Annotated in this window: 21 protein-coding genes; 10 read left to right on the top strand and 11 right to left on the bottom strand. The window is 69.2% G+C overall.

The annotated features are described in order from the left end of the window. Positions 1 to 13: 13 nt before the first annotated feature. Positions 14 to 1318, bottom strand: coding sequence for a M28 family peptidase (locus EAO78_RS12520; RefSeq protein ID WP_122106171.1), 1305 nt, complete (start codon positions 1316 to 1318; stop codon positions 14 to 16). A gap of 147 nt (positions 1319 to 1465) precedes the next feature. Here EAO78_RS12520 and EAO78_RS12515 point away from each other — a divergent pair, with 147 nt between their 5' ends. After that, positions 1466 to 2251 (top strand): NAD(+)/NADH kinase, encoded by a 786-nt coding sequence (locus EAO78_RS12515; RefSeq protein ID WP_122106170.1) that lies wholly within the window; start codon positions 1466 to 1468, stop codon positions 2249 to 2251. A 14-nt stretch (positions 2252 to 2265) separates the two neighbouring features. After that, positions 2266 to 2709, top strand: coding sequence for a DUF7313 family protein (locus EAO78_RS12510; RefSeq protein WP_122106169.1), 444 nt, complete (start codon positions 2266 to 2268; stop codon positions 2707 to 2709). A 206-nt stretch (positions 2710 to 2915) separates the two neighbouring features. Here EAO78_RS12510 and EAO78_RS12505 read toward each other — a convergent pair whose 3' ends face one another. Continuing rightward, a complete protein-coding gene (locus tag EAO78_RS12505; protein ID WP_238987690.1) occupies positions 2916 to 3758 on the bottom strand; it encodes a hypothetical protein in 843 nt (280 codons plus the stop codon). Between the two features lie 70 nt (positions 3759 to 3828). Here EAO78_RS12505 and EAO78_RS12500 point away from each other — a divergent pair, with 70 nt between their 5' ends. Next, entirely contained in the window at positions 3829 to 4470 is a 642-nt protein-coding gene (locus tag EAO78_RS12500) for a helix-turn-helix domain-containing protein (protein ID WP_238987689.1), read from the top strand. Positions 4471 to 4574: 104 nt separating this feature from the next. Here EAO78_RS12500 and EAO78_RS12495 read toward each other — a convergent pair whose 3' ends face one another. From EAO78_RS12495 to EAO78_RS12465, 7 genes are all read right to left on the bottom strand, one after another. Next, on the bottom strand, positions 4575 to 4853 hold the full coding sequence (locus EAO78_RS12495) for a DUF7314 family protein (RefSeq protein WP_122106168.1): 279 nt from the start codon (positions 4851 to 4853) through the stop codon (positions 4575 to 4577). A gap of 4 nt (positions 4854 to 4857) precedes the next feature. After that, the gene (locus tag EAO78_RS12490; protein ID WP_379748341.1) at positions 4858 to 5232 is read right to left on the bottom strand and encodes a DUF7315 family membrane protein; all 375 of its coding nucleotides are present in this window, start codon (positions 5230 to 5232) and stop codon (positions 4858 to 4860) included. A 160-nt stretch (positions 5233 to 5392) separates the two neighbouring features. Continuing rightward, complete coding sequence (locus tag EAO78_RS12485) at positions 5393 to 6181, bottom strand: cytochrome b family protein (RefSeq protein ID WP_122106167.1); 789 nt, start codon at positions 6179 to 6181, stop codon at positions 5393 to 5395. Positions 6182 to 6185: 4 nt separating this feature from the next. Then, positions 6186 to 6995 carry a cytochrome b gene (locus EAO78_RS12480; protein ID WP_122106166.1) on the bottom strand — a complete coding sequence of 270 codons (810 nt, stop codon included), beginning with the start codon at positions 6993 to 6995 and terminating at the stop codon, positions 6186 to 6188. Between the two features lie 7 nt (positions 6996 to 7002). Beyond that, positions 7003 to 7392 carry a DUF7318 family protein gene (locus tag EAO78_RS12475; RefSeq protein ID WP_122106165.1) on the bottom strand — a complete coding sequence of 130 codons (390 nt, stop codon included), beginning with the start codon at positions 7390 to 7392 and terminating at the stop codon, positions 7003 to 7005. Beyond that, positions 7389 to 8036 (bottom strand): halocyanin domain-containing protein, encoded by a 648-nt coding sequence (locus EAO78_RS12470; protein ID WP_122106164.1) that lies wholly within the window; start codon positions 8034 to 8036, stop codon positions 7389 to 7391. The genes EAO78_RS12475 and EAO78_RS12470 overlap by 4 nt, the downstream gene beginning before the upstream one ends. A gap of 97 nt (positions 8037 to 8133) precedes the next feature. After that, positions 8134 to 8958: a DUF7319 domain-containing protein gene (locus tag EAO78_RS12465; RefSeq protein WP_122106163.1), complete on the bottom strand. Its 825-nt coding sequence runs from the start codon at positions 8956 to 8958 to the stop codon at positions 8134 to 8136. A 128-nt stretch (positions 8959 to 9086) separates the two neighbouring features. Between EAO78_RS12465 and EAO78_RS12460 the strand changes: the two genes are divergently transcribed. The 7 genes from EAO78_RS12460 (at position 9087) to EAO78_RS12430 (ending at position 14789) form a co-directional block, all read left to right on the top strand. Next, entirely contained in the window at positions 9087 to 9569 is a 483-nt protein-coding gene (locus EAO78_RS12460) for a DUF7321 family protein (RefSeq protein WP_122106162.1), read from the top strand. Positions 9570 to 9631: 62 nt separating this feature from the next. Further along, positions 9632 to 10252, top strand: a complete 621-nt coding sequence (locus EAO78_RS12455) for an HAD family hydrolase (protein WP_122106161.1) — start codon at positions 9632 to 9634, stop codon at positions 10250 to 10252. Further along, positions 10249 to 11208 carry a CobD/CbiB family cobalamin biosynthesis protein gene (locus EAO78_RS12450; RefSeq protein ID WP_122106160.1) on the top strand — a complete coding sequence of 320 codons (960 nt, stop codon included), beginning with the start codon at positions 10249 to 10251 and terminating at the stop codon, positions 11206 to 11208. Before EAO78_RS12455 ends, EAO78_RS12450 begins: the two co-directional genes overlap by 4 nt. A 113-nt stretch (positions 11209 to 11321) precedes the next feature. Then, positions 11322 to 12116: an adenosylcobinamide-GDP ribazoletransferase gene (locus tag EAO78_RS12445; protein WP_275263198.1), complete on the top strand. Its 795-nt coding sequence runs from the start codon at positions 11322 to 11324 to the stop codon at positions 12114 to 12116. Next, positions 12113 to 12817 (top strand): NTP transferase domain-containing protein, encoded by a 705-nt coding sequence (locus tag EAO78_RS12440; RefSeq protein ID WP_238987687.1) that lies wholly within the window; start codon positions 12113 to 12115, stop codon positions 12815 to 12817. Before EAO78_RS12445 ends, EAO78_RS12440 begins: the two co-directional genes overlap by 4 nt. 44 nt (positions 12818 to 12861) lie before the next feature. Then, positions 12862 to 13869: a threonine-phosphate decarboxylase gene (locus tag EAO78_RS12435; RefSeq protein WP_122106159.1), complete on the top strand. Its 1008-nt coding sequence runs from the start codon at positions 12862 to 12864 to the stop codon at positions 13867 to 13869. Then, positions 13866 to 14789 (top strand): adenosylcobinamide amidohydrolase, encoded by a 924-nt coding sequence (locus EAO78_RS12430; RefSeq protein ID WP_122106158.1) that lies wholly within the window; start codon positions 13866 to 13868, stop codon positions 14787 to 14789. Before EAO78_RS12435 ends, EAO78_RS12430 begins: the two co-directional genes overlap by 4 nt. 26 nt (positions 14790 to 14815) lie before the next feature. Here EAO78_RS12430 and EAO78_RS12425 read toward each other — a convergent pair whose 3' ends face one another. Together EAO78_RS12425 and EAO78_RS12420 are read right to left on the bottom strand one after the other, a co-directional pair. After that, the gene (locus EAO78_RS12425) at positions 14816 to 15637 is read right to left on the bottom strand and encodes an MBL fold metallo-hydrolase (RefSeq protein WP_122106157.1); all 822 of its coding nucleotides are present in this window, start codon (positions 15635 to 15637) and stop codon (positions 14816 to 14818) included. Next, positions 15637 to 17469 (bottom strand): radical SAM protein, encoded by a 1833-nt coding sequence (locus tag EAO78_RS12420; RefSeq protein ID WP_122106156.1) that lies wholly within the window; start codon positions 17467 to 17469, stop codon positions 15637 to 15639. The genes EAO78_RS12425 and EAO78_RS12420 overlap by 1 nt, the downstream gene beginning before the upstream one ends. Between the last annotated feature and the right edge of the window lie 76 nt (positions 17470 to 17545).

The following is a 17545-nucleotide window of genomic DNA, read 5'->3' as shown; positions in this document are numbered from 1 at the left end:
GCGGCCGTTCCCCTCAGTACGGCCAGTCGCCGATTATCTTCATTCCCGCCGCGAGGTCCTCGTCCTCGAGCTGCGCCGCGATCTCCTCGGGTTCGCGCCGGGCGATCTCGGTGCCGTCGTCCGCCAACTCGACGACCAGTTCGGTCAGCAGGATCGCCTGCTCGCGGAGGTTCCGGACCTCCAGCTTGTCGAGCGTGTCGGCGAAGGTGTGGCCCCACCCTCGTCCCTCGGTCCCGGTCTCGCTCATCACGTGATAGCCCGGGACGCCCTGCTGGACGTACGGCCAGTGGTCGCTGTGGGGGCCCAGCCGCGGGACGGTGCCCGCAGGGTGCTCGAAGCGATCGGCGACGGCTTCGGCGGCGGAATCGAGGTCTTCGAACCCGTGCGTGTAGAACTTCAGCGTCCGGCCGCGGCCCACGCCGTCGTTGTTCACGATCGCCTTGATCTCGTCGTGGTCGCGCTCGGCCGCGTCGTGGCTCGACCCCACCAGTCCGACCTCCTCGGCCCCGTACACCAGACAGTGAACTCGCGTGTCGAGTTCCTCCTCGCGGGCGGCGAGCGCCCTCGCGACCTCGAGGACGACCGCGGTCCCCGCGCCGTTGTCGCCCGCACCCTCGGCGATGTCGTGGGCGTCGACGTGGCTCGTCAGGAGTATCGACTCGTCGGTGTCCGGGCCGAGGTCGGCGTGGACGTTGTAGCTGGTCGCCTCGGGAGCGTCGGCGTCGACCTCGACGGTCACCTCCTCGCCGTCGAAACGCCGGGAGAGCCGCGAGCCGACCTCCTTGGAGACGCCGACGGCGGGGACGTCGCCGATCGGCGACTCCTCGGTTCCGACGCTTCCGGTCGGAGGGAGGCACCCCTCGACGTGGTTCCGGAAGACGAACGCCGCGGCCCCGCCCTCGACGGCGTAGTAGTACTTCTCGCGTCGGTGGATGAACCGGTCGTAGTAGTCGGGGACGTTCGAGGCGGCCATCACGACCTTCCCCTCGATGTCGGCCCGCTCGAAGTCCTCGGGCAGGCCGTAGCCCAGGTCGACGAGTTCGCCCGTGACCTCCCCGGCGGGACTCCGGGGGAGCGCGATGCTGTCCTGTGTCGTATCGCCGGCGTGAACCGCCGACGATCCCCGCGTCCACCCCTGGATGTCGAACGACTCCAGCCGTGCGTCGCGTGCGCCGAGCTCCGCCAACGCGTCGCGCGTCGCCTCCGCGGCGCGACGCTCCCCGTCGCTGCCGGCCATGCGGTTCCCGATGTCGACGAGCGTCTCGAGGTGCGACCATCCCGCGTCGCTCGTGAACGTCTCACCGATCCACGTTGTCATGAGTCACCGATGTAAGCGCCGCCGCTTGAGGGTTCGGGAAGCGGAGAACCCGACCCCTCCGCCGACGACCCGTGACGGCACCGGGCATCGAGTCGGCTTCGGTCGGAACCGGGGGTTTTTCCATCGTCCCGCGCGGAGCCCTCGCGTATGGGAGATCCGGTGTCCCGTGTCGCCGTCGTCGGCGCGGACGAGGCCGTCGCCGACCGCGTTCGGCGCGTCGTCAGCGCGGCCGGCGGGCGGACGGACGAGCCCACCGCCGCGGACGCGGTCCTCGCCGTGGGTGACGAGGCGATCCGGGACGCCGTGGTCGGCGTCACGCGAGGAGACCACGTCGGCAGTAACGCCCCGATCGGCGACCCCCCGATCCTTCCCGTCCGCGAGAGCGGGAGGGCGATCGACTCGGCGGAGTTCAGCGAGGCGATCCGCGGGCTGCTCGACGGGACCGCACGGCGGGTCGAACGGCCCGTCCTCTCCGTCGGGATCGACGACGAGACGAGCCATCGGGCCGCCTTCGACGTCGGGTTCGTCACCGACGAGCCGGCGCGCATCTCGGAGTACGCGGTCGACCTCGGCGACGGTCGGGAGGCCGCGTTCCGCGCGGACGGCGTCGTCGTCGCGACGCCGCTCGGAAGCGACGGCTACGCCAACGCCGCGGGCGGACCGCTGCTGGAGGCCGGAAGCGGGATCGCGGTCGTCCCGATCGCGCCGTTCAGGACCCGGAGCGACGCGTGGGTCGTCCCGGACGGCGTGACAGTCTCGGTTCGGCGGGACGCCGAACCCGTCTCGCTCGTCGTCGACGGCGACCGCCGGGGAACCGTGACTCCCGGGCGGCCGGTTCGGATCGAGGTCGTCGACCGGGTTCGAACGCTCCGATTCCCCCGTCCGTCCCGGTCGGATCCGAGCGCTGATCGGAAAGGTTCTAATAACTCGTGAACGGAGGGATCGGTATGGATCCACTGCAGTTCCTCGTTCCGTTCGGCTGGCTGTCGGCCGTCGGGCCGGCGTTGCCGTACGCGATCCTCGTGATGGCGGTCGCGAACATGGGGACTCGGCACCTCGCACACAGGCGGCACGTCGAACAGGCGAAGGAGGGGGACGCCGTCGAACAGTACGGCCCGCACACCGTCACGAACTTCGGGCTCGCGCTGTTGAGCTTCCTGTTCGCGGTCCATCAGCCGACCGGCGGAACCATCCTCTCGTTCCTCGTCGTGACGATGATCATCGCGGACCTGTTCGAGTTCGAGGCCCGCAACGTCGAGGCCCGCAACGACATGACCGTGGAAGCGCCCAAAAGCGCGATCGTCACCTCCGGTCTCGTGTTGTTATACGCGTCGTACTACTCGCTGTTCTTCCTCGTCGAGGGCTTCTGGAACCAGGCGATCGTGGCCTGAAGCGGACCGTCCCTCTCTCACCGCGCCTATATCACTAATTCGAAGATCGGAAGTCTTCGTCATCGTCAGAGATCTCCGGTTCCCGGCTAGCAGTCGGAATCCATGCCATTGGTGAGATATCCGTGGGAGATACGGAGGGTCTCGTAGACGATCAGGGCATACCTTTCACAGAGAGTCGCCATTCGTGAGTAAACCGAAGGAAGATCTCAGACAACGAGTGGCGCGACACCCAGTACGAAACTCCCGGCTAGGAGTAGACCATATCCGCTGGCAACTAAAACTACCGCACGGTGGGGATGAACGATGGTATCGCTGTGGTGTCCCCTAGCCGCGAAGTATCCGGCCAACGGCAACACTTGGAGTGCATGTAGCCCGACGAAGTGTGCGAGTCGGAAGCCACCGACGACGTGCCAGCCGACGAACGGCACCGTCTGTCCGGCCGCGTCGACGGTTCGAGACTGGATAGCGATCATTACTCCTCCTTCGAACGCACCGACGACGAACAGCCCGATCCCCAGCAGGATGCCCGTAGCGAACGCTGGATGAACGTCAAACTCGGTCCGGCGAGCGCGGACGGCAAGGGCCGCAATAGAGCAAGTCACGACGACGATAGTCACTCCCATTATGACACCGATCGTCCCGTCAAGGGTCGTCGAGCGGTTGAAGTGAGAGCCAACGCCGCGGAGGGCCTGACCACCGATAAGGACGATCTCGATGAGGAAGCCGCCGCCGATGATCATCGACGTGCGGCGCCGAAACTCCTCTTCGATCGAGAGATGGATGCCGAGCCAGCCGAGAGTCGCATTCACGAGCGCGATCGACGCGGCGAACTTCGCAGGTTTGAGCCATGCCGGTTCTCCGTTCACCGTCGTCGGATCGAGAACGATGCCAGCAGTAAAGGCCCCGAACAGTGTCACGTTGATCGCGGCCACGCCGAACAGAATCGCATCACGATGCCGTAACTCTCCGATCGCTGGTACGATTCCTCCCAGTATTGCACGTAGCGCCGGCCGGCGTGTCCCAGCCGGTGAAGAGGCCTCGGAACTCATACACTGATAACACTCGCCCAGCAATGTACGATTGATCCCAACATGTTGGTAGTACTCCAGCAGGAAGGTGATGCTGGTGATTGAAGCTCGGTTCCGTATTAGCCTCCCGCCGGACCTGTACATCACTGACCTGTCGCAGGCGTTTCCTGACACGACCTTCCGCCTGTTATCAGGGGTCAGAACCGGCGATACCGCGAGCGAACTCGGTGAGGCCGTAACCGACACCCCCGACGCGGTCATATCGGGATTTCAAAATCACGACGCTGTCACCGAGTTCGAAGTGTTGGATCGAACCGACGATCGACTGCTCACGACCTACGAGACGGCTGACGTCGACCTCTACGCCTTCATCGAGAACGGGGGATTCCCTCCGGAGTTTCCGATCGAGGTTCGGAACGGACGTTACGAGTTTGACCTCACTGGCACCCGGAACGAGTTCGACCAGTTCCGGAAAACGCTGGAGGAGATCGGCACCGCATACGAACTCCTCTCGAAAGTACATAAAGAACAGTCGGACCGGTTACTCACGCGCCGTCAGGAGGAACTGCTCTCTATTGGCCTCAGGGAGGGGTACTTCGAGGTACCGCGGGCGTGTACGCTGGCTGACCTTGCGGAGACGGTGGGCGTCGACAAGTCGACCGCGAGCGGCATCATCCGCCGCGCGCAGGCGCGTCTGATCGCCTGGTACCTGACCGGTACGAGAGGGGAGTAACGGGTGCCCAGATCCGTCTCCGTTGGGTCATCCTGAAACGAACGAGGAACGGTCCTGCTCCGAAGGGACTCTGGAACGAATACGACTCGAGAACCGTCGCCGGTTCAGTTCGCGGCGTCGGCGTCGTCGCCGATGCTGCTCCGTAGCTCCCGGCTGATCGGGATGAGCACCCAGAAGGTGAGCGGGCCGAGGATCATCAGCCAGTAGAGCACGTCGCCGGTGAGGACCCCGACCTGTCCGTACACCGTCTCGACGCCCTCCGGCGCGTTCACCAGCTGAACGACCTCGTAGTACGAGGGGGTCCGGTACCACGCGCCGAAGGTGATCCAGCCGAGGGCCCCGAGGCTGAACAGGACCAACCCTTTCATGAACTCGTCTGCCATTGTATTACCCTTCGTTGGAGTCCTCTTGAGGCTTTCCCATTCCCTGAGCACGGAACCGCGTCCCGAGGACGTACACCGCCGTTCCGAGCAGTATGGAGCCGACGCCGGCGATGGCGAGCAGCGCCGTCAGCGTGTCCCCGGCGAGACCGATCCCGACGCGGTCGAGCACGAGGAGGACGAGCCGGCGGACGACGCTCACCTGAATCGTCGCGGCGTCGACGAGAACGAAGCCGACCAGGTACGTCACCACGGCCGCCAGCGTCGAGAGCGCGGTGACGGTCTTGTACAACCGGAGCGGAACGACGACCTCCCGACCGTTCGGGCCGACCCGCGGTCCGACGGGCTCGTTCCGCGGGTCCGCCTCGTCGTCGACGGCGATCGGATCACCGGTCCCGTCGACGGCCTGGTGGTCGTCACTCTCCTCGGATGCGTCACGATCGATGTGGCCGTCACGGTCGACGGAGTCGTCGCGGTCGGCTGGATCGTCGGTGTCGGACATGGAGAGAAACGGGACGGAGGTGGATCGTAGTCGACGAGCGTTACTTCGGCGGGCGGAGCATGTAGTAGCGGCGGTTGAGGTCGTACATGTACCCCTCCCGCATCGTCTTCAGGACGGCGTAGGTGATGATCCCGCAGAGCACCGGCAGCAGGAACGTCAGCGTGACGAGCAGGTCGAGCTCGAACGGGAAGAAGTTCTGGATCGCGAGCGCGGCGAGCGTGAGCGACAGCACGACGCCGGTCACGCCGACGGCCGCCCAGAACGGCTCCTCGACCGGCCGGCGCGCGCTCCCCTTGTTGAGGAACGGAACGAGCGCGATGGCGCCGAAGACGATCCCGTGTGCGATGATCCCGAGGAACTCGTTGCCGAGCAGGATGTTCCCGTCGAGCACCGCGAGCTCGGGGTTCAGCGGGTTGAGCTTCAACAGCCCGAACGACCAGTAGAGATACCAGTCGGGGAGGATGATCGCCGGCGTCGACCCGGGATTGGCCGGGTGCCCGAAGTGCGGCGGCATCAACGCCGAGATGAAGATCAGCATGCCGACGAAGAAGCTCGCGATCGCGAGGTTACGGATCGTCTCGTGGGGCCACGCGGGGAAGCCCAACACGTCGCGCTCGACGTACGTCGACTCCGTGCGCAGGTCCTCGTCCTCGCGGCGGGATCGCTCGAAGTACTGATAGGTGAGCTGTGCGAGTCCCTGTGAGTTCTCCTTCCGCTCGCTCCAGGTAGGCGTCTCGTCGTCCGGCGGCACCGTCGCCGGCGGACCGCCGTCGGTGCGCGCTTCCTCGTCGGTTCCACCGTCCGTCATGGGGTCGTTGTCGTCGGTCATTGGCTTAGTGCGGCTCCGCGATCCCCTGCACCCAGACGATGCCGACGTGGAGCGCGATGAGCGACGTCACCACGAACGGCAACACGAACACGTGCAGGATGTACATTCTCACGAGCGTCGCCTGTCCGAGGGTGAACCCGCCGAACAGGAGTTGCGCCGCCCACTCCCCGACTATCGGGGTCGCGAGCGCCATCTCGACGCCGATCTGTGCCGCCCAGAAGGACAGCTGCTTCCACGGGAGGACGTACCCGGAGAACCCGAAGAAGAGGGTCAACCCGATCAGCACGACGCCGAGGATCCAGTTGACCTCGCGGGGCTCCTTGTACGCGCCGGTGAAGTAGACGCGCAGCATGTGGAGGAACACCGCCGCGACCATGAACTGGGCCGCCCAGCTGTGAATGGAGCGAAGCATGAACCCGAACTGGACGTCTTGGAGGATCAGGACGACCGAGTCGTACGCGGCCGTCGGATCACCCTGTGCGGCGGCTCCGGCCGTCGACGGGGAGTAGTAGAACCCTAACATCGCGCCGGAGACCGCCGCGACGAGGTACGCGATGATCGACAACGACCCGAGCGAGTACAGCGGATACCAGTACCAGAACTTGTTGTCGAGGTCGTACTGCTCGGTGTGGCTCTTCGGCATCTGGAGGTTCGCGCGGTAGTACATCGTCTCCAGAAGCTCGAGGTAGTCGACGATCCGGAGCCGTTTGTCGACCCAGATGAGCGTGGTGAGGAACGCAGTCTCGATGACCGTCAGGTCCTGATTTTTGAGCCACGCGTTGTGGTCCATCTCGTCGTTCTTTTTGAGGCTCATTGGTTGATCACTTCTTGTAGTACGGGTACACCGCCCGCTTGACGGTCTCCCAGGCGTCGCCGGTGTCCAGTTCCACGCCGTCCTTCTCCTCCTCTCGGACGTAGAGGTCCTCCCACTTCCGACGCCGCTTCTTGACGATCATCACGTCGGGGAGGAACTCCTTCCGATACAACAACAGTATGAACGCCAGATCCAAAAAGATCAGTGCCAGAAGTGCGCCCATGAACATGTTCCCGGGTTCAGTCGAGGCCCAGGTGAACATGAGTCCGTAGACGAACAGGAAGACGAACACGACCTCGATGATCGTGAGGAGGACGATGGCGATGGCGGCGGCCGTGCTCTCTCTGGCGGGTTCATACCGGTGGATGTCCCCGTACGAGGAGCCGCTCGAACTCATCGACTCCCCCCGTGACCGGTGTGTGCGGACTCGCCGTACTTCAGCGTGTAGAACGTGAATATCATCGTGAGCACGACGCCGATACCGGCGGAGATGCCGACCCAGTGTGCGTGGATCGGCATCCCGACGTCGGCGATGTCCTCGGGCCAGCCGGTGTTCGCGCCGCCCGTCTCGACCGTCGGGACGTCCTCGCCGACGGCGATGCCGGCGTGCATGCCGACCGCGGTGTGCGGGACGCAGTGGTAGTGGGTGATGCCGGCGTCCTCCTCGCTCGTTTCGTACTCGTAGGTGTAGCCCTCCTCGTCGACGGCGTCGCCGCTGTCGAGGGAGGCCGGGCCGCCGTCCTCGACGGTCTGGACGTTGTGTGCGCCGCCGTTTCCGGTCCACTCCCACGTGATCGTCGTACCCGGATCGACCCACAGCTGCGTCGGGTCGAACGCGAGACCGCTGTCGCCGGCGCCGACCTGAACGGTGACTTCGCTCTCGCCGCGAGCGTCCCTGTAACTCCCGAGGTTCCCGTTCGTGACCCCGCTCGGCCACTCCGGTTGCACCTCCTGTGCGGCGGCCGTTCCCGTCGCCCCGGCAGAGGCCGCGACCGCGGCGGTCGTGCCGCCGGCCGTTCGCACGAATTCCCGCCTTTTCATACAGGTTCACTCAGGACGGGGTGCGCTTAAACCCACCGACTATCCTCGATCGGTGGGCGGATAGTAAGGTGGGTTGAAACCCTCGAATTCGGCGTTTTCACCGATCCTCGGTCTCCTCGTTCAGGACCTCCCCGTCGACCGGGACGAACTCCGGTCGCTCCTCCGCCTCCCGGAGCGCGCGCAGCCGGTCGCGGTACTCCTCGGAACGGAACCGATCGGAGAGCCTGGCGTTGGCGACCATCGCGAACAGGAAGAGCCCGACGAGGAGGAATACGGATCCCATCGCGGGGCCGACGATGCTGTCGAGGTCCGTCAGGAACGACGCGCCGAGCAGGGCGACGCCCGCGATCACCTGAACCGCCGCGACGACCTGGATCATCAGGTTGCCGAACTCGCCGGACCCCTCCGGAACCGTGTCGGGATGGGGAAGCGACCAGTCGTCGGGCGGGTCGGCCACGTCGTGCTCCTCCATCGCCGCGAGCGCCACGAGCGGCTCGACGTCCCGGAGCACCGTTCCCCGACCGCTCACCTCGCCGCTCGGCCGGACGATCGCGTACCCCTCGTCGGAGTAGACGAGCACGCGCTCCTCGCCGTCCTCGCGTACGCGCTCGAGAAGCCCGAACACCTCGCGTCGGGCGATCCGCGACTTCAGTTCGGCCTCGACGCGGTCGAGCAGGCGCGGCCCGGTGATCCACGTGTCGGGGTCGAAGGCGGCGTCCCACTCCTCGGCGCTCATCCGGGCCATGTCCGCCGGGCCGAAGTCGTCGAAGTCGTACTCGTCGTCGACCCGATCGCGGAGCTCGGCGAGGTCGTCATCGGCGTCGGCCCCGTTCGGGCTCGGGACGTCCGGGTCCCCCGAGCCCTCCTCGACGGCCCCCTCATCGGGACCGTCCGGCTCCGACCGCGTCGAGGTGTCCTCCATTGCCCGGACGTACGCGCTCGGGACGGTAACTCTTTTTCGTCCGATCCCGAGCCTCGGGAACTCCTGGGAACTCCACGACCCGTCGGCGGATCGGGGAGTTTTACGCACACGGGACCGAAGCGTGGGCCATGGTCGACGAGTCGGTGATCGCGGCGGCGGTGGGGCTGTCCGTAACGGCGAGCCTCCCGTTCCTTCTGTACGGCGCGTGGATCATGATCGACACCGAGGTCGTGACGTGGAACGTGTTGATACGTCATCTGCGGTACATTCTCGTCGGCCTCCTGTTGACGACGGTTCCGATGGTGACGTGGATGATGCCGCGGCTCCTCGGACAGCTCTCCGGCGGGGCCGTCGTCCACGCCTTCTTGGGGCTTCAGGCGTACGCGCTGTTGACGTTCGCGCTCACCGGTATCGTCCGGATCTTCCAGGCCAAACGGGACGCGGACGCCTACGACGACCCCGACGTCGACATCGACGAGCTCCACGAGGACATGGGAAAGTGGCGCGGCCGGCTCCGCGTTGGTGTCGCCGGATTCATGATCCTCTGGCTCTGTGCGTGGGTCTCCGGGCTCTATCGGTTCTACAACCTCCACCTCGGCCAGCTGCTTTGAGCCCGCGCGAGTCGTGACCCGACCGACAGGTTCAATCCCGGTTTGTCCCTACAGGGGGTATCGTGGCAGTTACGTTCGATCTCTTCGGCACGCTCGTGGACGTCGAGTACCCGACGGACCCGGCCGAGGTCGTCGCGCGCGAGCTCGAGTCGCGAGACGTCGCCGTCCCCGACGACTGGCACGTCGCGTACGGCGAGCGGCACGTCGACGCCCCGGACGGCGCGGAGGTCCCCCTCCCGGCGCACGTGGCCGCAGCCCTCGACTCGCGCGGCGTCGACGCCCCGGACAACGTCGTTCGTCACGCCGTCGTCGCCGCCTTCGATCCCGAGGTCACCCGCCGAGAGAACGCGCTGGACGCGGTCCGGACGGCGGCCGACCGCGGTCCGGTCGGGATCTGCTCGAACTGCGCGGTCCCGGAGCTGGTTCCCCGGACGCTGATACGCGCGGGCCTCCGCGGGGAGTTCGACGCGGTCACGACGAGCGTCGGCTGCGGCTGGCGGAAGCCGCATCCGAAGGCGTTCGAGGCCGCGGCGGAGGCGCTCGGCGTCGCGCCGTCGGCGCTGATCCACGTCGGGAACGACTCGACGACCGACGGCGGGATCGTCGAGGTGGGCGGCCGGTTCCTCGACGTGACGGAGATCCCCCTCGACGCGATCGGCGGCGAGCTGGAGGCCGAGCCGTGACGCTCGCGGCGGCCGGCGCGCTCGCGCTCGCCGCCGCCCTCGACCGGACCCTCTCGGAGCCGCCGTCCTCCCTTCACCCCGTGGCGTGGCTCGGGCGGGTCGTCGCCGCGCTCGACGACCGGCTACCCGACTCGCGATCCGTCGGCGTCGCGCTCGCGGTCGTCGCTCCCGTAGCCTTCGCCGCGCTCCTCGCCGCGCCGGTGATCGCGGTCGGATCCGTGTTTCCCGCGTCCGCCGTCCCGACCGCCGCGACAGCGGGAGTCGTCCTCTTCGCCTGCTCGAGCCGTCGGATGCTGCTTTCCGTCGCCGGCGACGTGATCGATCTCGCCGACGGGGACCTCGAGGCGGCGCGCCGCGAGCTGCGCGCGCTCGCGGGGCGGGACGCCGCGGACCTGTCGGCCGCTCACGTCCGGTCCGCGGCCGTCGAGAGCGCGGCGGAGAACCTCGCGGACGGCCTGATCGCTCCCCTCCTCGGGTTCGTCGTCGGGGCGGTCCTCGCCTCGTACGCGGGGCTCCCGCCGGCGGTCGTGCTCGCCGCCGCCGCGGGTGCGGCCGCCTGGGTCAAGGGCGTCAACACGCTGGACTCGATGCTCGGGTATCGCGACCGGCGGGCCGGCTGGGCGCCCGCCCGCCTCGACGACGCCGTCATGTGGCTCCCGGCGCGGGCGACCGCGCTCCTGATCCTCGCGGTCGGCTGGGGGGCAGCCTCGACCGACCCGACCGCGAGCCTCGGACGCGCCCGGTCCGCGGCGCTCGCTCCCGACTCGCCGAACTCCGGCTGGCCGATGGGGTCGCTCGCGGCGGTGCTCGACGTTCGACTGGCGAAGCCGGACGCGTACACGCTGTTGGCCGAGCGCGCGCTCCCGACGACCCCGGAGGCGCGGCGGGGCGTGCGGATCGTGTCGCGGGCCGGGTGGCTCGGCGTCGGCGTCGCGGGGGTGTCGCTGGCGCTGTGACCGGGAGCGATGACGACACCGAGGGCTTCGGAGACGACGGAGACGCGGAGGAGACCGGAGACACGGAGGGCTTCGGAGACGACGAAAATTGGGTCGGCCCACCGGTCCACCCGATCCCCGCGCTTCGCGGCGCGTTCACGTTCCTGACGCGGGTGCCGATGCCAGGTGCCGCTCCCGCGGATTGGCACGCGTTCCGGCGGTCCCCCTGGACGTTTCCGGTGGTCGGCGCGGGGATCGGATCGGTCGCGGGGCTCGCGTTTCTCGCTCCCTCGCCGTGGACCGCCGCGGCCGGCTACCTCGTCGCGCTCCATCTCCTCACCGGCGTCACCCACGCCGACGGGCTCGCGGACCTCGGCGACGCGGTCGCCGCGCACGACCCCGACCGTCGGCTGGCGGTCCTGAAGGACGCCGACCTCGGCGTCGGCGGCACGCTCGCGCTCGGCGTCACGCTGCTCGCCACGACGCTCGGCGCGCTGGCGCTCGCCACCGGGTTCGTCGGCGGCACGGGTAGTGGAGTCGGCGACGCGGGCGGCAGCGTGCTCGTCGGAACCGTCGTGTTCAGGGTCGTCCTCGCCGCCGAGGTCGGCGCCAAGGCGGGGATGGCGCTTCTCGCCTGTCTCGGAACGCCGGCACACGAGGGGATCGGATCCGCGGTGGTCAGCGAGGTCGGGCCGCGGTCGCTGGTGCCGGTCGCGGTCGCGTCCGTCCTCGTCCTGCTCGTGCCGCCGCCCGGCGCGTTCCTGGCGCTCGCGGCCGCGTTGCTCGCGGGTCCCGTCGTCTCCCTCGTGCTCATGGCTCGCGTCCGCCCGTGGCTCGGCGGGGTGAGCGGAGACGTCCTCGGCGCGGCGAACGAGCTCGGGCGGGCGGTCGCGCTCCACGCGGGGGTGGTGGCGTGGACGATCGCGTGACCGGAGACGATCGCGAGGGCCGGACCCTCCCGGCCGTGCTCCTCTGTGGCGGGCGCGGGACGCGTCTCGGCGGCGACGTCGAAAAGCCCCTGGTCGAGGTCGGCGGTCGATCGATGATCGCCAGGGTCCTCGACGCGTTGGCGGACGCCGGCGTCTCCCGCGTCGCCGCCGTCGCGTCGCCACACGCACCCGACACCCGGTACGCACTCGTGTCGGGGCTCGCCGAGGAGGCGACGGTGCCGTGTACCGTCCTGGACGGGAGCGGAGAGGGCTACGTCGCCGACCTCGAGGTGGGACTCTCGGCGGTCGACCGCCCGGCCGTCACGGTCGCGGCCGACCTCCCTCTGCTCCGGGGGCGAGACGTCGAGGCCGCGATCGACGAGGCGATCTCGGCCGGGACTACTCCCGGTGAGACGGCGTCTCCTCCCGACGAGACGGCTTCGCCACGCAACGAGACGATCTCCACTCCCGACGATCTCGTCCGGTCGGTAACGGTCTGCGTACCGGTCGCGTACAAACGTGCGATCGGCGCGAGCGTCGACACGTCGTTCGAACACGACGGGACCGCGGTCGTACCGACCGGCCTGAACGTCGTCGGCGACGGGGCAGATCGGGTCGTCGTCCGCGAGCGGGACTCCGTCGCGGTCAACGTCAACCGGCCGGGGGATCTCGAGCTGACACGCCGGATTCTCCGCTCGTGACCGAGCGGAGGTGGGTTTTTGAGGATCGCGCCGGGATCGATGGCATGGACGCGAAGGCGCTGGACGACATCGGTCGCGTGCCCCACGGCGGGGCCACGGACCCCGGCGTGATCGATTTCAGCGCGAACACGAACCCGGAGACCCCCTCGGGAGTGACGGCCGTGTACGATTCGGCGCTCTCGGCGTCGGGGAGATATCCCGCGGACGACTACGTCGCCTTCCGTGCGGCCGCCGCCGATTACGTCGACTGCGCTCCCCCCGAGGTGATCCCGACCGCGGGCGCGATGGCCGGGATGCGGCTGCTCTTCGCGGTCGCGCTCGACGACGGCGACTCCGCGGTGATCCCCGAGCCGTCCTTCGGCGAGTACGCCCGCGAGGTCCGGCTCCAGGGCGGCCGTCCGATGCCCGTCGCTCACGACGAGGTCCTCGACGTCGACCCGGCCGAGCACGCGCTCGTCGTCGTCTGTACGCCGAACAACCCGACGGGGGAGCTCGTCGACCGGGACAGGTTACTCCGGCTCGCGGCGCGCTGTCGGGACGCCGGGACCACGCTGTTCGTCGACGAGGCGTTCCTCGATTTCACGTCCCAGCCGTCGCTCGCGGGCGAACCCGGCGTCGTCGTCGCGCGATCGCTCACGAAGATGTTCGGCCTTCCGGGACTGCGAGCCGGGTTCCTCGTCGCGACGGGACGGATCCGTGACCGGCTCGACCGCGGGCGGCTCCCTTGGGGATTGTCGACGCCGGCCGCCGCGGTCGGCACGCACTGTCTGCGGCGGACGGAGTTCGTCGAGCGAACGCGCGACCGCGTCGCCGCCGAACGCGAGCGCGTCCGGGAACGCCTCGCGACCGAGTGGGAGGTGTACTCCTCCGACGCGCCGTTCCTCCTCTTCGATGCGGGGAGGGACGGCCCCGACGCGATCCTGGAGGTCGCGAGGGAGCGAGGGATCGTCCTCCGGGACGCCCGGTCGTTCCCGCGGCTCGACAACCACCTGCGTACCGCGATCCGTCGACCGCGGGAGAACGACCGGCTCCTCGACGCGCTCGGCGTATGAGCGGTCGACGTTCCGCGTTCAGTGCGGACGTCATCGACGGCGTCTGTCGGTTCCGTCGGACCGACGGCCCGACACGGTTCCTCTCGACCGGGTTCGACGGCGGGGTCCGCGTCGCCGACGCCGCCTACAACGTGACGGTCCCGGAAGGATGGGACGACGCCGGCCGGCGGGACCTCCGCGAGTACGTCGACGGACGAGTCGACGCGGCGGGGTTCGCCGACGCCGAGAGCGACGGCGCCCCTGCCGACACTCCCGCGCTCCTCACCGGCGTCGACCAGCGACACGGCCGGGTCGCACGGCTTGACGGAGCGACCGTGCTCGCCACCGCGGGGGTCTCGAACCCCGCCGCGCTCCCGCTCCCGGAGGAGAAGATCGATCCCGCCGGCACCCCCGAGGTCGACGTCCGATCCGACGTCGATCCGGACGCGACGCCCCCCGCCGGCACCGTCAACCTCCTCGTCGGCGCGGACCGCCCGCTCGCGCCCGGCGCGCTCGCGAACCTCGTCGCGGTCGCCGCCGAGGCGAAGGCGGCGACGCTGCTCGCGACGGTCGGGTTCCCCGGCACGACGAGCGACGCGGTCGTGGTCGGCTGCCCGCCGGAGCGCGACTCGGACGGGGATGGAGGTGGAGACGGGAACGGACATGGATGTGATAACGGGGGCAGGACCTTCTCGGGCTCCGCCACCGCGATCGGGGCGGCGATCAGGGCCTGCGTCCGCGACGCGGTCCGCGCCTCGCTCGGATCGCGGTACGGGCCGGAGCTCGAGGGGGCTCCGCAGTCGGTCGCGACCGCGGAGTACGGCGTCGTGACCGATCGGTCGGCGACCGTCTCGATCCCGGCCGAACGGGACCACGTCGAACGGGACCCGGCGTCCGGTGACGGGGATCCGATCGACGGCACTGAGTCGACCGGCGGGTAGGTCCCGTCGTCGGGAACGACCCCCGGCTACCCGTCGTCCCACGCCGCGTCGATCCGCCCCTCGGCGGCCAGCTTCTCGAGGTGCGCACGAACCGTCGCCCGCGCGAGGTCCGCCACGCCGGTCAGGTCCTTGTCGTAGGCCGCCTCGAGGACCGCGTCGACGTCGGCCGCGCCGGCCTCGACCGCCGCGAGCACCCGCTCCTCGCGGGCGATCCGGTGGTCGATCAGCCGCTCGCAGGTCGCGTTCGGGTCCTCGATCGTCGGGCCGTGGCCGGGGTACAGCCGGTCGAAGCCGGCGTCGCGCACTCGTTCGAGACTCGCCAGGTACTCGCGGAGGTTCCCCTCGGGCGCCCCGACGACGACGCTTCCCTCGGCGACGGCGAGGTCGCCGACGAGGGCCGCGGTGGCGGGGTCGTCCTCGACAACGAACGCGACGTGGTCGGGCGCGTGCCCCGGCGTGTCGAGCGCGCGGACGCCGGTCGTCCCGAGCGTGTCGCCGTCGCGGAACGTCCCGTCCGGATCGGTCCCGGTCGCGTCGCGGAACCGTTCGACGTGGTCCGCGTGCGCGTGGACGGTCGCGTCCGTCCGGTCCGCGTAGTCGGCGACCGCGCCGACGTGGTCCGGATGGGTGTGCGTGACGGCGATCGCCCCGATCCCGGATCCGTCCGCCGATCCGTGTGACGCCACGGCCTCGTCGAGGTCGTCCGTCCGGACCGCGGGGTCGACGAGGAGGCCGTTCGCGAGGTAGGCGTTCGTCGTTCCCGTCGTCGCGCGGGTGTCGACCGGGAGTTCGACGCGGGTGATCGTCGGCGACGAGGAGACGTCCCCGGCGGGTCCTGGTGACGACATCAGTCCCCGCGACCGAGCGACGATCGGGACGCCGGACCGGGGCCGGACCCGGGACGGTCGCGGCCGGGGATCGGTACCCTCGCGTCGCCGGCGACCGCGAACCGGGAGAGGTCGGCGACGCCGGCGTCGACCGCGTCGATCCCGTCGTACGGCCTCCCCACGACGACGTCGCCCGCCGTGTTCCGATTGATCCCGGGGATCGCGGTCAGCTCGTCCATCGAGGCCGCGTTGACGTCGAGCGGGTAGGGGACGCCCGTCACGGAGCGGTAGCCGTGGTCCGTGATCGCCACGTCGATCGCGGTGCCGAGTTCGCGCTCGCCGGGAACCGCGACGAGCAGGGCGTAGGTGCCGAGCTGTCGGCCGAACGTCTTCCCGTCCTGGTGGTACTCGAGGTGGACGTCCGGCAGGACGGTGCCGGGCGGAACCACCCGGTCGAGCATCGGGTTGTCGATCGTCTCGCGCACCTCGCGCTTGTAGGAGGCGAACCGGTCCTTGTGCTCCTGGGCGATGTCCGCGCCGGTCTCGGCCATCTCGGTGCCGGCGAAGGCCATCACCTGCCGGACGTTGATCCGCCGGAGCATGAGCCCCTCGTCGTAGACGCGCCCGAGGAACCGCTTGTTGTGCTCGTACGTCTCGGGCCGCTCGCCCTTCAGTCCGTGAACGAGGTTGATCCCGGGGAGGAGCTTCGGGAGCCGCGGACTCGCGTCGGGGCCGGTGGAGGGGCCGTACCGCCGGTCGTCGTCCGGGCCCGGGACGCCTCCGGAGTCGCCGGCGGTGGGGTCGCCCGGCCGCCAGCCGCCCTCCTCGTTGACGACGCGGACCGCCTCCAGACACTCCTCGGCGGTGACGAGCAGGTTGTTCTCCTCCCGGACGACGGGGTCCGCGGACTCGAGGCCGAACGCGGCCGTGTCGCCGGGCGTGTTGTGCTCGGCGATGACCCGGATCGCCTCGCGGGACGCCTCGGGGTACTCCACGATCGTCACGGGGTTCATGTTGTCGAGGTGGAGCGTCTCCAGGTCGGGCGCGACCTCGCGGATCCCGCCGTACAGCTCCCGCAACGCGTCGGGGTTCGGGGCCTCGCCGTCGCCGCCGAACGCGAGGATGTCGGCCTGTCGGCCCAGCCGGAAGTGTTTGACCCCCCTGTCCGAGAGCGCGTCCACCTCGTCGACGACCGAGCGCGGCTCGCGGAACGCCGGGTTGCCGTACAGCGGCTCCGTACAGAACGAACAGCGGTAGGCGCAGCCGCGGGAGGTCTCCATCTCGCAGATGAGGTAGTCGGGGTGGTTGGGGTGTTGCTCGACGACGAACGCGCCCTTCGCCGCCCACCGATCGACCTCGTCGTTGTCGCGCATCCGGTTTCCGAACCCCTCGAGCCCGTTCGCGACCAGGTCGTGGGCGGCGGCCTCGACGTCGCCCTTCGCGACGAAGTCGTAGTCGAGGTCGTCGCGCTCCATGTCCTGTGCGCCGGCGTTCTCCTCGCCGACGCCGAATCGGACCGGTCCGCCGAGCAGCGTGACGCCGTCGGCGGTCCAGCCGAGTTCGCGGACCTCGTCGGGCTCGGCGGGCGTCCCGCCGACGTAGTTGCCGGGGACGGTCATGCCGCCGACGTAGACGAAGAGGTCCGCGTCGGCGACGTCGGCGTGTTTGTTCCGGTCGTCGCGCAGTTCGTCGATGGTGTGGTAGGTGATCGACTCCTCGGGGACGCCCGCGTCGACGAGCGCGCCGGCCGTGTACCGCGGGTACGTCGAGACGTACGGCGGCACGCCGAAGTGCGCCGGCTCGTCGACGTACCCGTCGACGATCGTGACGGAGAGATCGGCCGGATCGGTCATGTTGCCCCGTCGTAGACGGCCGAGACGGAAAACGCGTGCGGAACGTGGGGCCGGCGATCCTCAGGATCGATCTCCG

This window comes from Halobellus captivus (genome assembly GCF_003697845.1).
Classification (GTDB): domain Archaea; phylum Halobacteriota; class Halobacteria; order Halobacteriales; family Haloferacaceae; genus Halorubrum; species Halorubrum glutamatedens.
Note: the sequence above shows the minus strand (reverse complement) of the source record. Positions and strands in the feature narration are given on the sequence as shown.

What these genes read in the sequence shown, in the direction of transcription:
- EAO78_RS12520 (WP_122106171.1), bottom strand. Translation starts at nt 1,318, where the DNA reads ATGACAACGTGGATCGGTGAGACGTTCACGAGCGACGCGGGATGGTCG.
- EAO78_RS12515 (WP_122106170.1), top strand. Translation starts at nt 1,466, where the DNA reads ATGGGAGATCCGGTGTCCCGTGTCGCCGTCGTCGGCGCGGACGAGGCC.
- EAO78_RS12510 (WP_122106169.1), top strand. Translation starts at nt 2,266, where the DNA reads ATGGATCCACTGCAGTTCCTCGTTCCGTTCGGCTGGCTGTCGGCCGTC.
- EAO78_RS12505 (WP_238987690.1), bottom strand. Translation starts at nt 3,758, where the DNA reads ATGAGTTCCGAGGCCTCTTCACCGGCTGGGACACGCCGGCCGGCGCTA.
- EAO78_RS12500 (WP_238987689.1), top strand. Translation starts at nt 3,829, where the DNA reads ATGCTGGTGATTGAAGCTCGGTTCCGTATTAGCCTCCCGCCGGACCTG.
- EAO78_RS12495 (WP_122106168.1), bottom strand. Translation starts at nt 4,853, where the DNA reads ATGGCAGACGAGTTCATGAAAGGGTTGGTCCTGTTCAGCCTCGGGGCC.
- EAO78_RS12485 (WP_122106167.1), bottom strand. Translation starts at nt 6,181, where the DNA reads ATGACCGACGACAACGACCCCATGACGGACGGTGGAACCGACGAGGAA.
- EAO78_RS12480 (WP_122106166.1), bottom strand. Translation starts at nt 6,995, where the DNA reads ATGAGCCTCAAAAAGAACGACGAGATGGACCACAACGCGTGGCTCAAA.
- EAO78_RS12475 (WP_122106165.1), bottom strand. Translation starts at nt 7,392, where the DNA reads ATGAGTTCGAGCGGCTCCTCGTACGGGGACATCCACCGGTATGAACCC.
- EAO78_RS12470 (WP_122106164.1), bottom strand. Translation starts at nt 8,036, where the DNA reads ATGAAAAGGCGGGAATTCGTGCGAACGGCCGGCGGCACGACCGCCGCG.
- EAO78_RS12465 (WP_122106163.1), bottom strand. Translation starts at nt 8,958, where the DNA reads ATGGAGGACACCTCGACGCGGTCGGAGCCGGACGGTCCCGATGAGGGG.
- EAO78_RS12460 (WP_122106162.1), top strand. Translation starts at nt 9,087, where the DNA reads ATGGTCGACGAGTCGGTGATCGCGGCGGCGGTGGGGCTGTCCGTAACG.
- EAO78_RS12435 (WP_122106159.1), top strand. Translation starts at nt 12,862, where the DNA reads ATGGACGCGAAGGCGCTGGACGACATCGGTCGCGTGCCCCACGGCGGG.
- EAO78_RS12430 (WP_122106158.1), top strand. Translation starts at nt 13,866, where the DNA reads ATGAGCGGTCGACGTTCCGCGTTCAGTGCGGACGTCATCGACGGCGTC.
- EAO78_RS12425 (WP_122106157.1), bottom strand. Translation starts at nt 15,637, where the DNA reads ATGTCGTCACCAGGACCCGCCGGGGACGTCTCCTCGTCGCCGACGATC.
- EAO78_RS12420 (WP_122106156.1), bottom strand. Translation starts at nt 17,469, where the DNA reads ATGACCGATCCGGCCGATCTCTCCGTCACGATCGTCGACGGGTACGTC.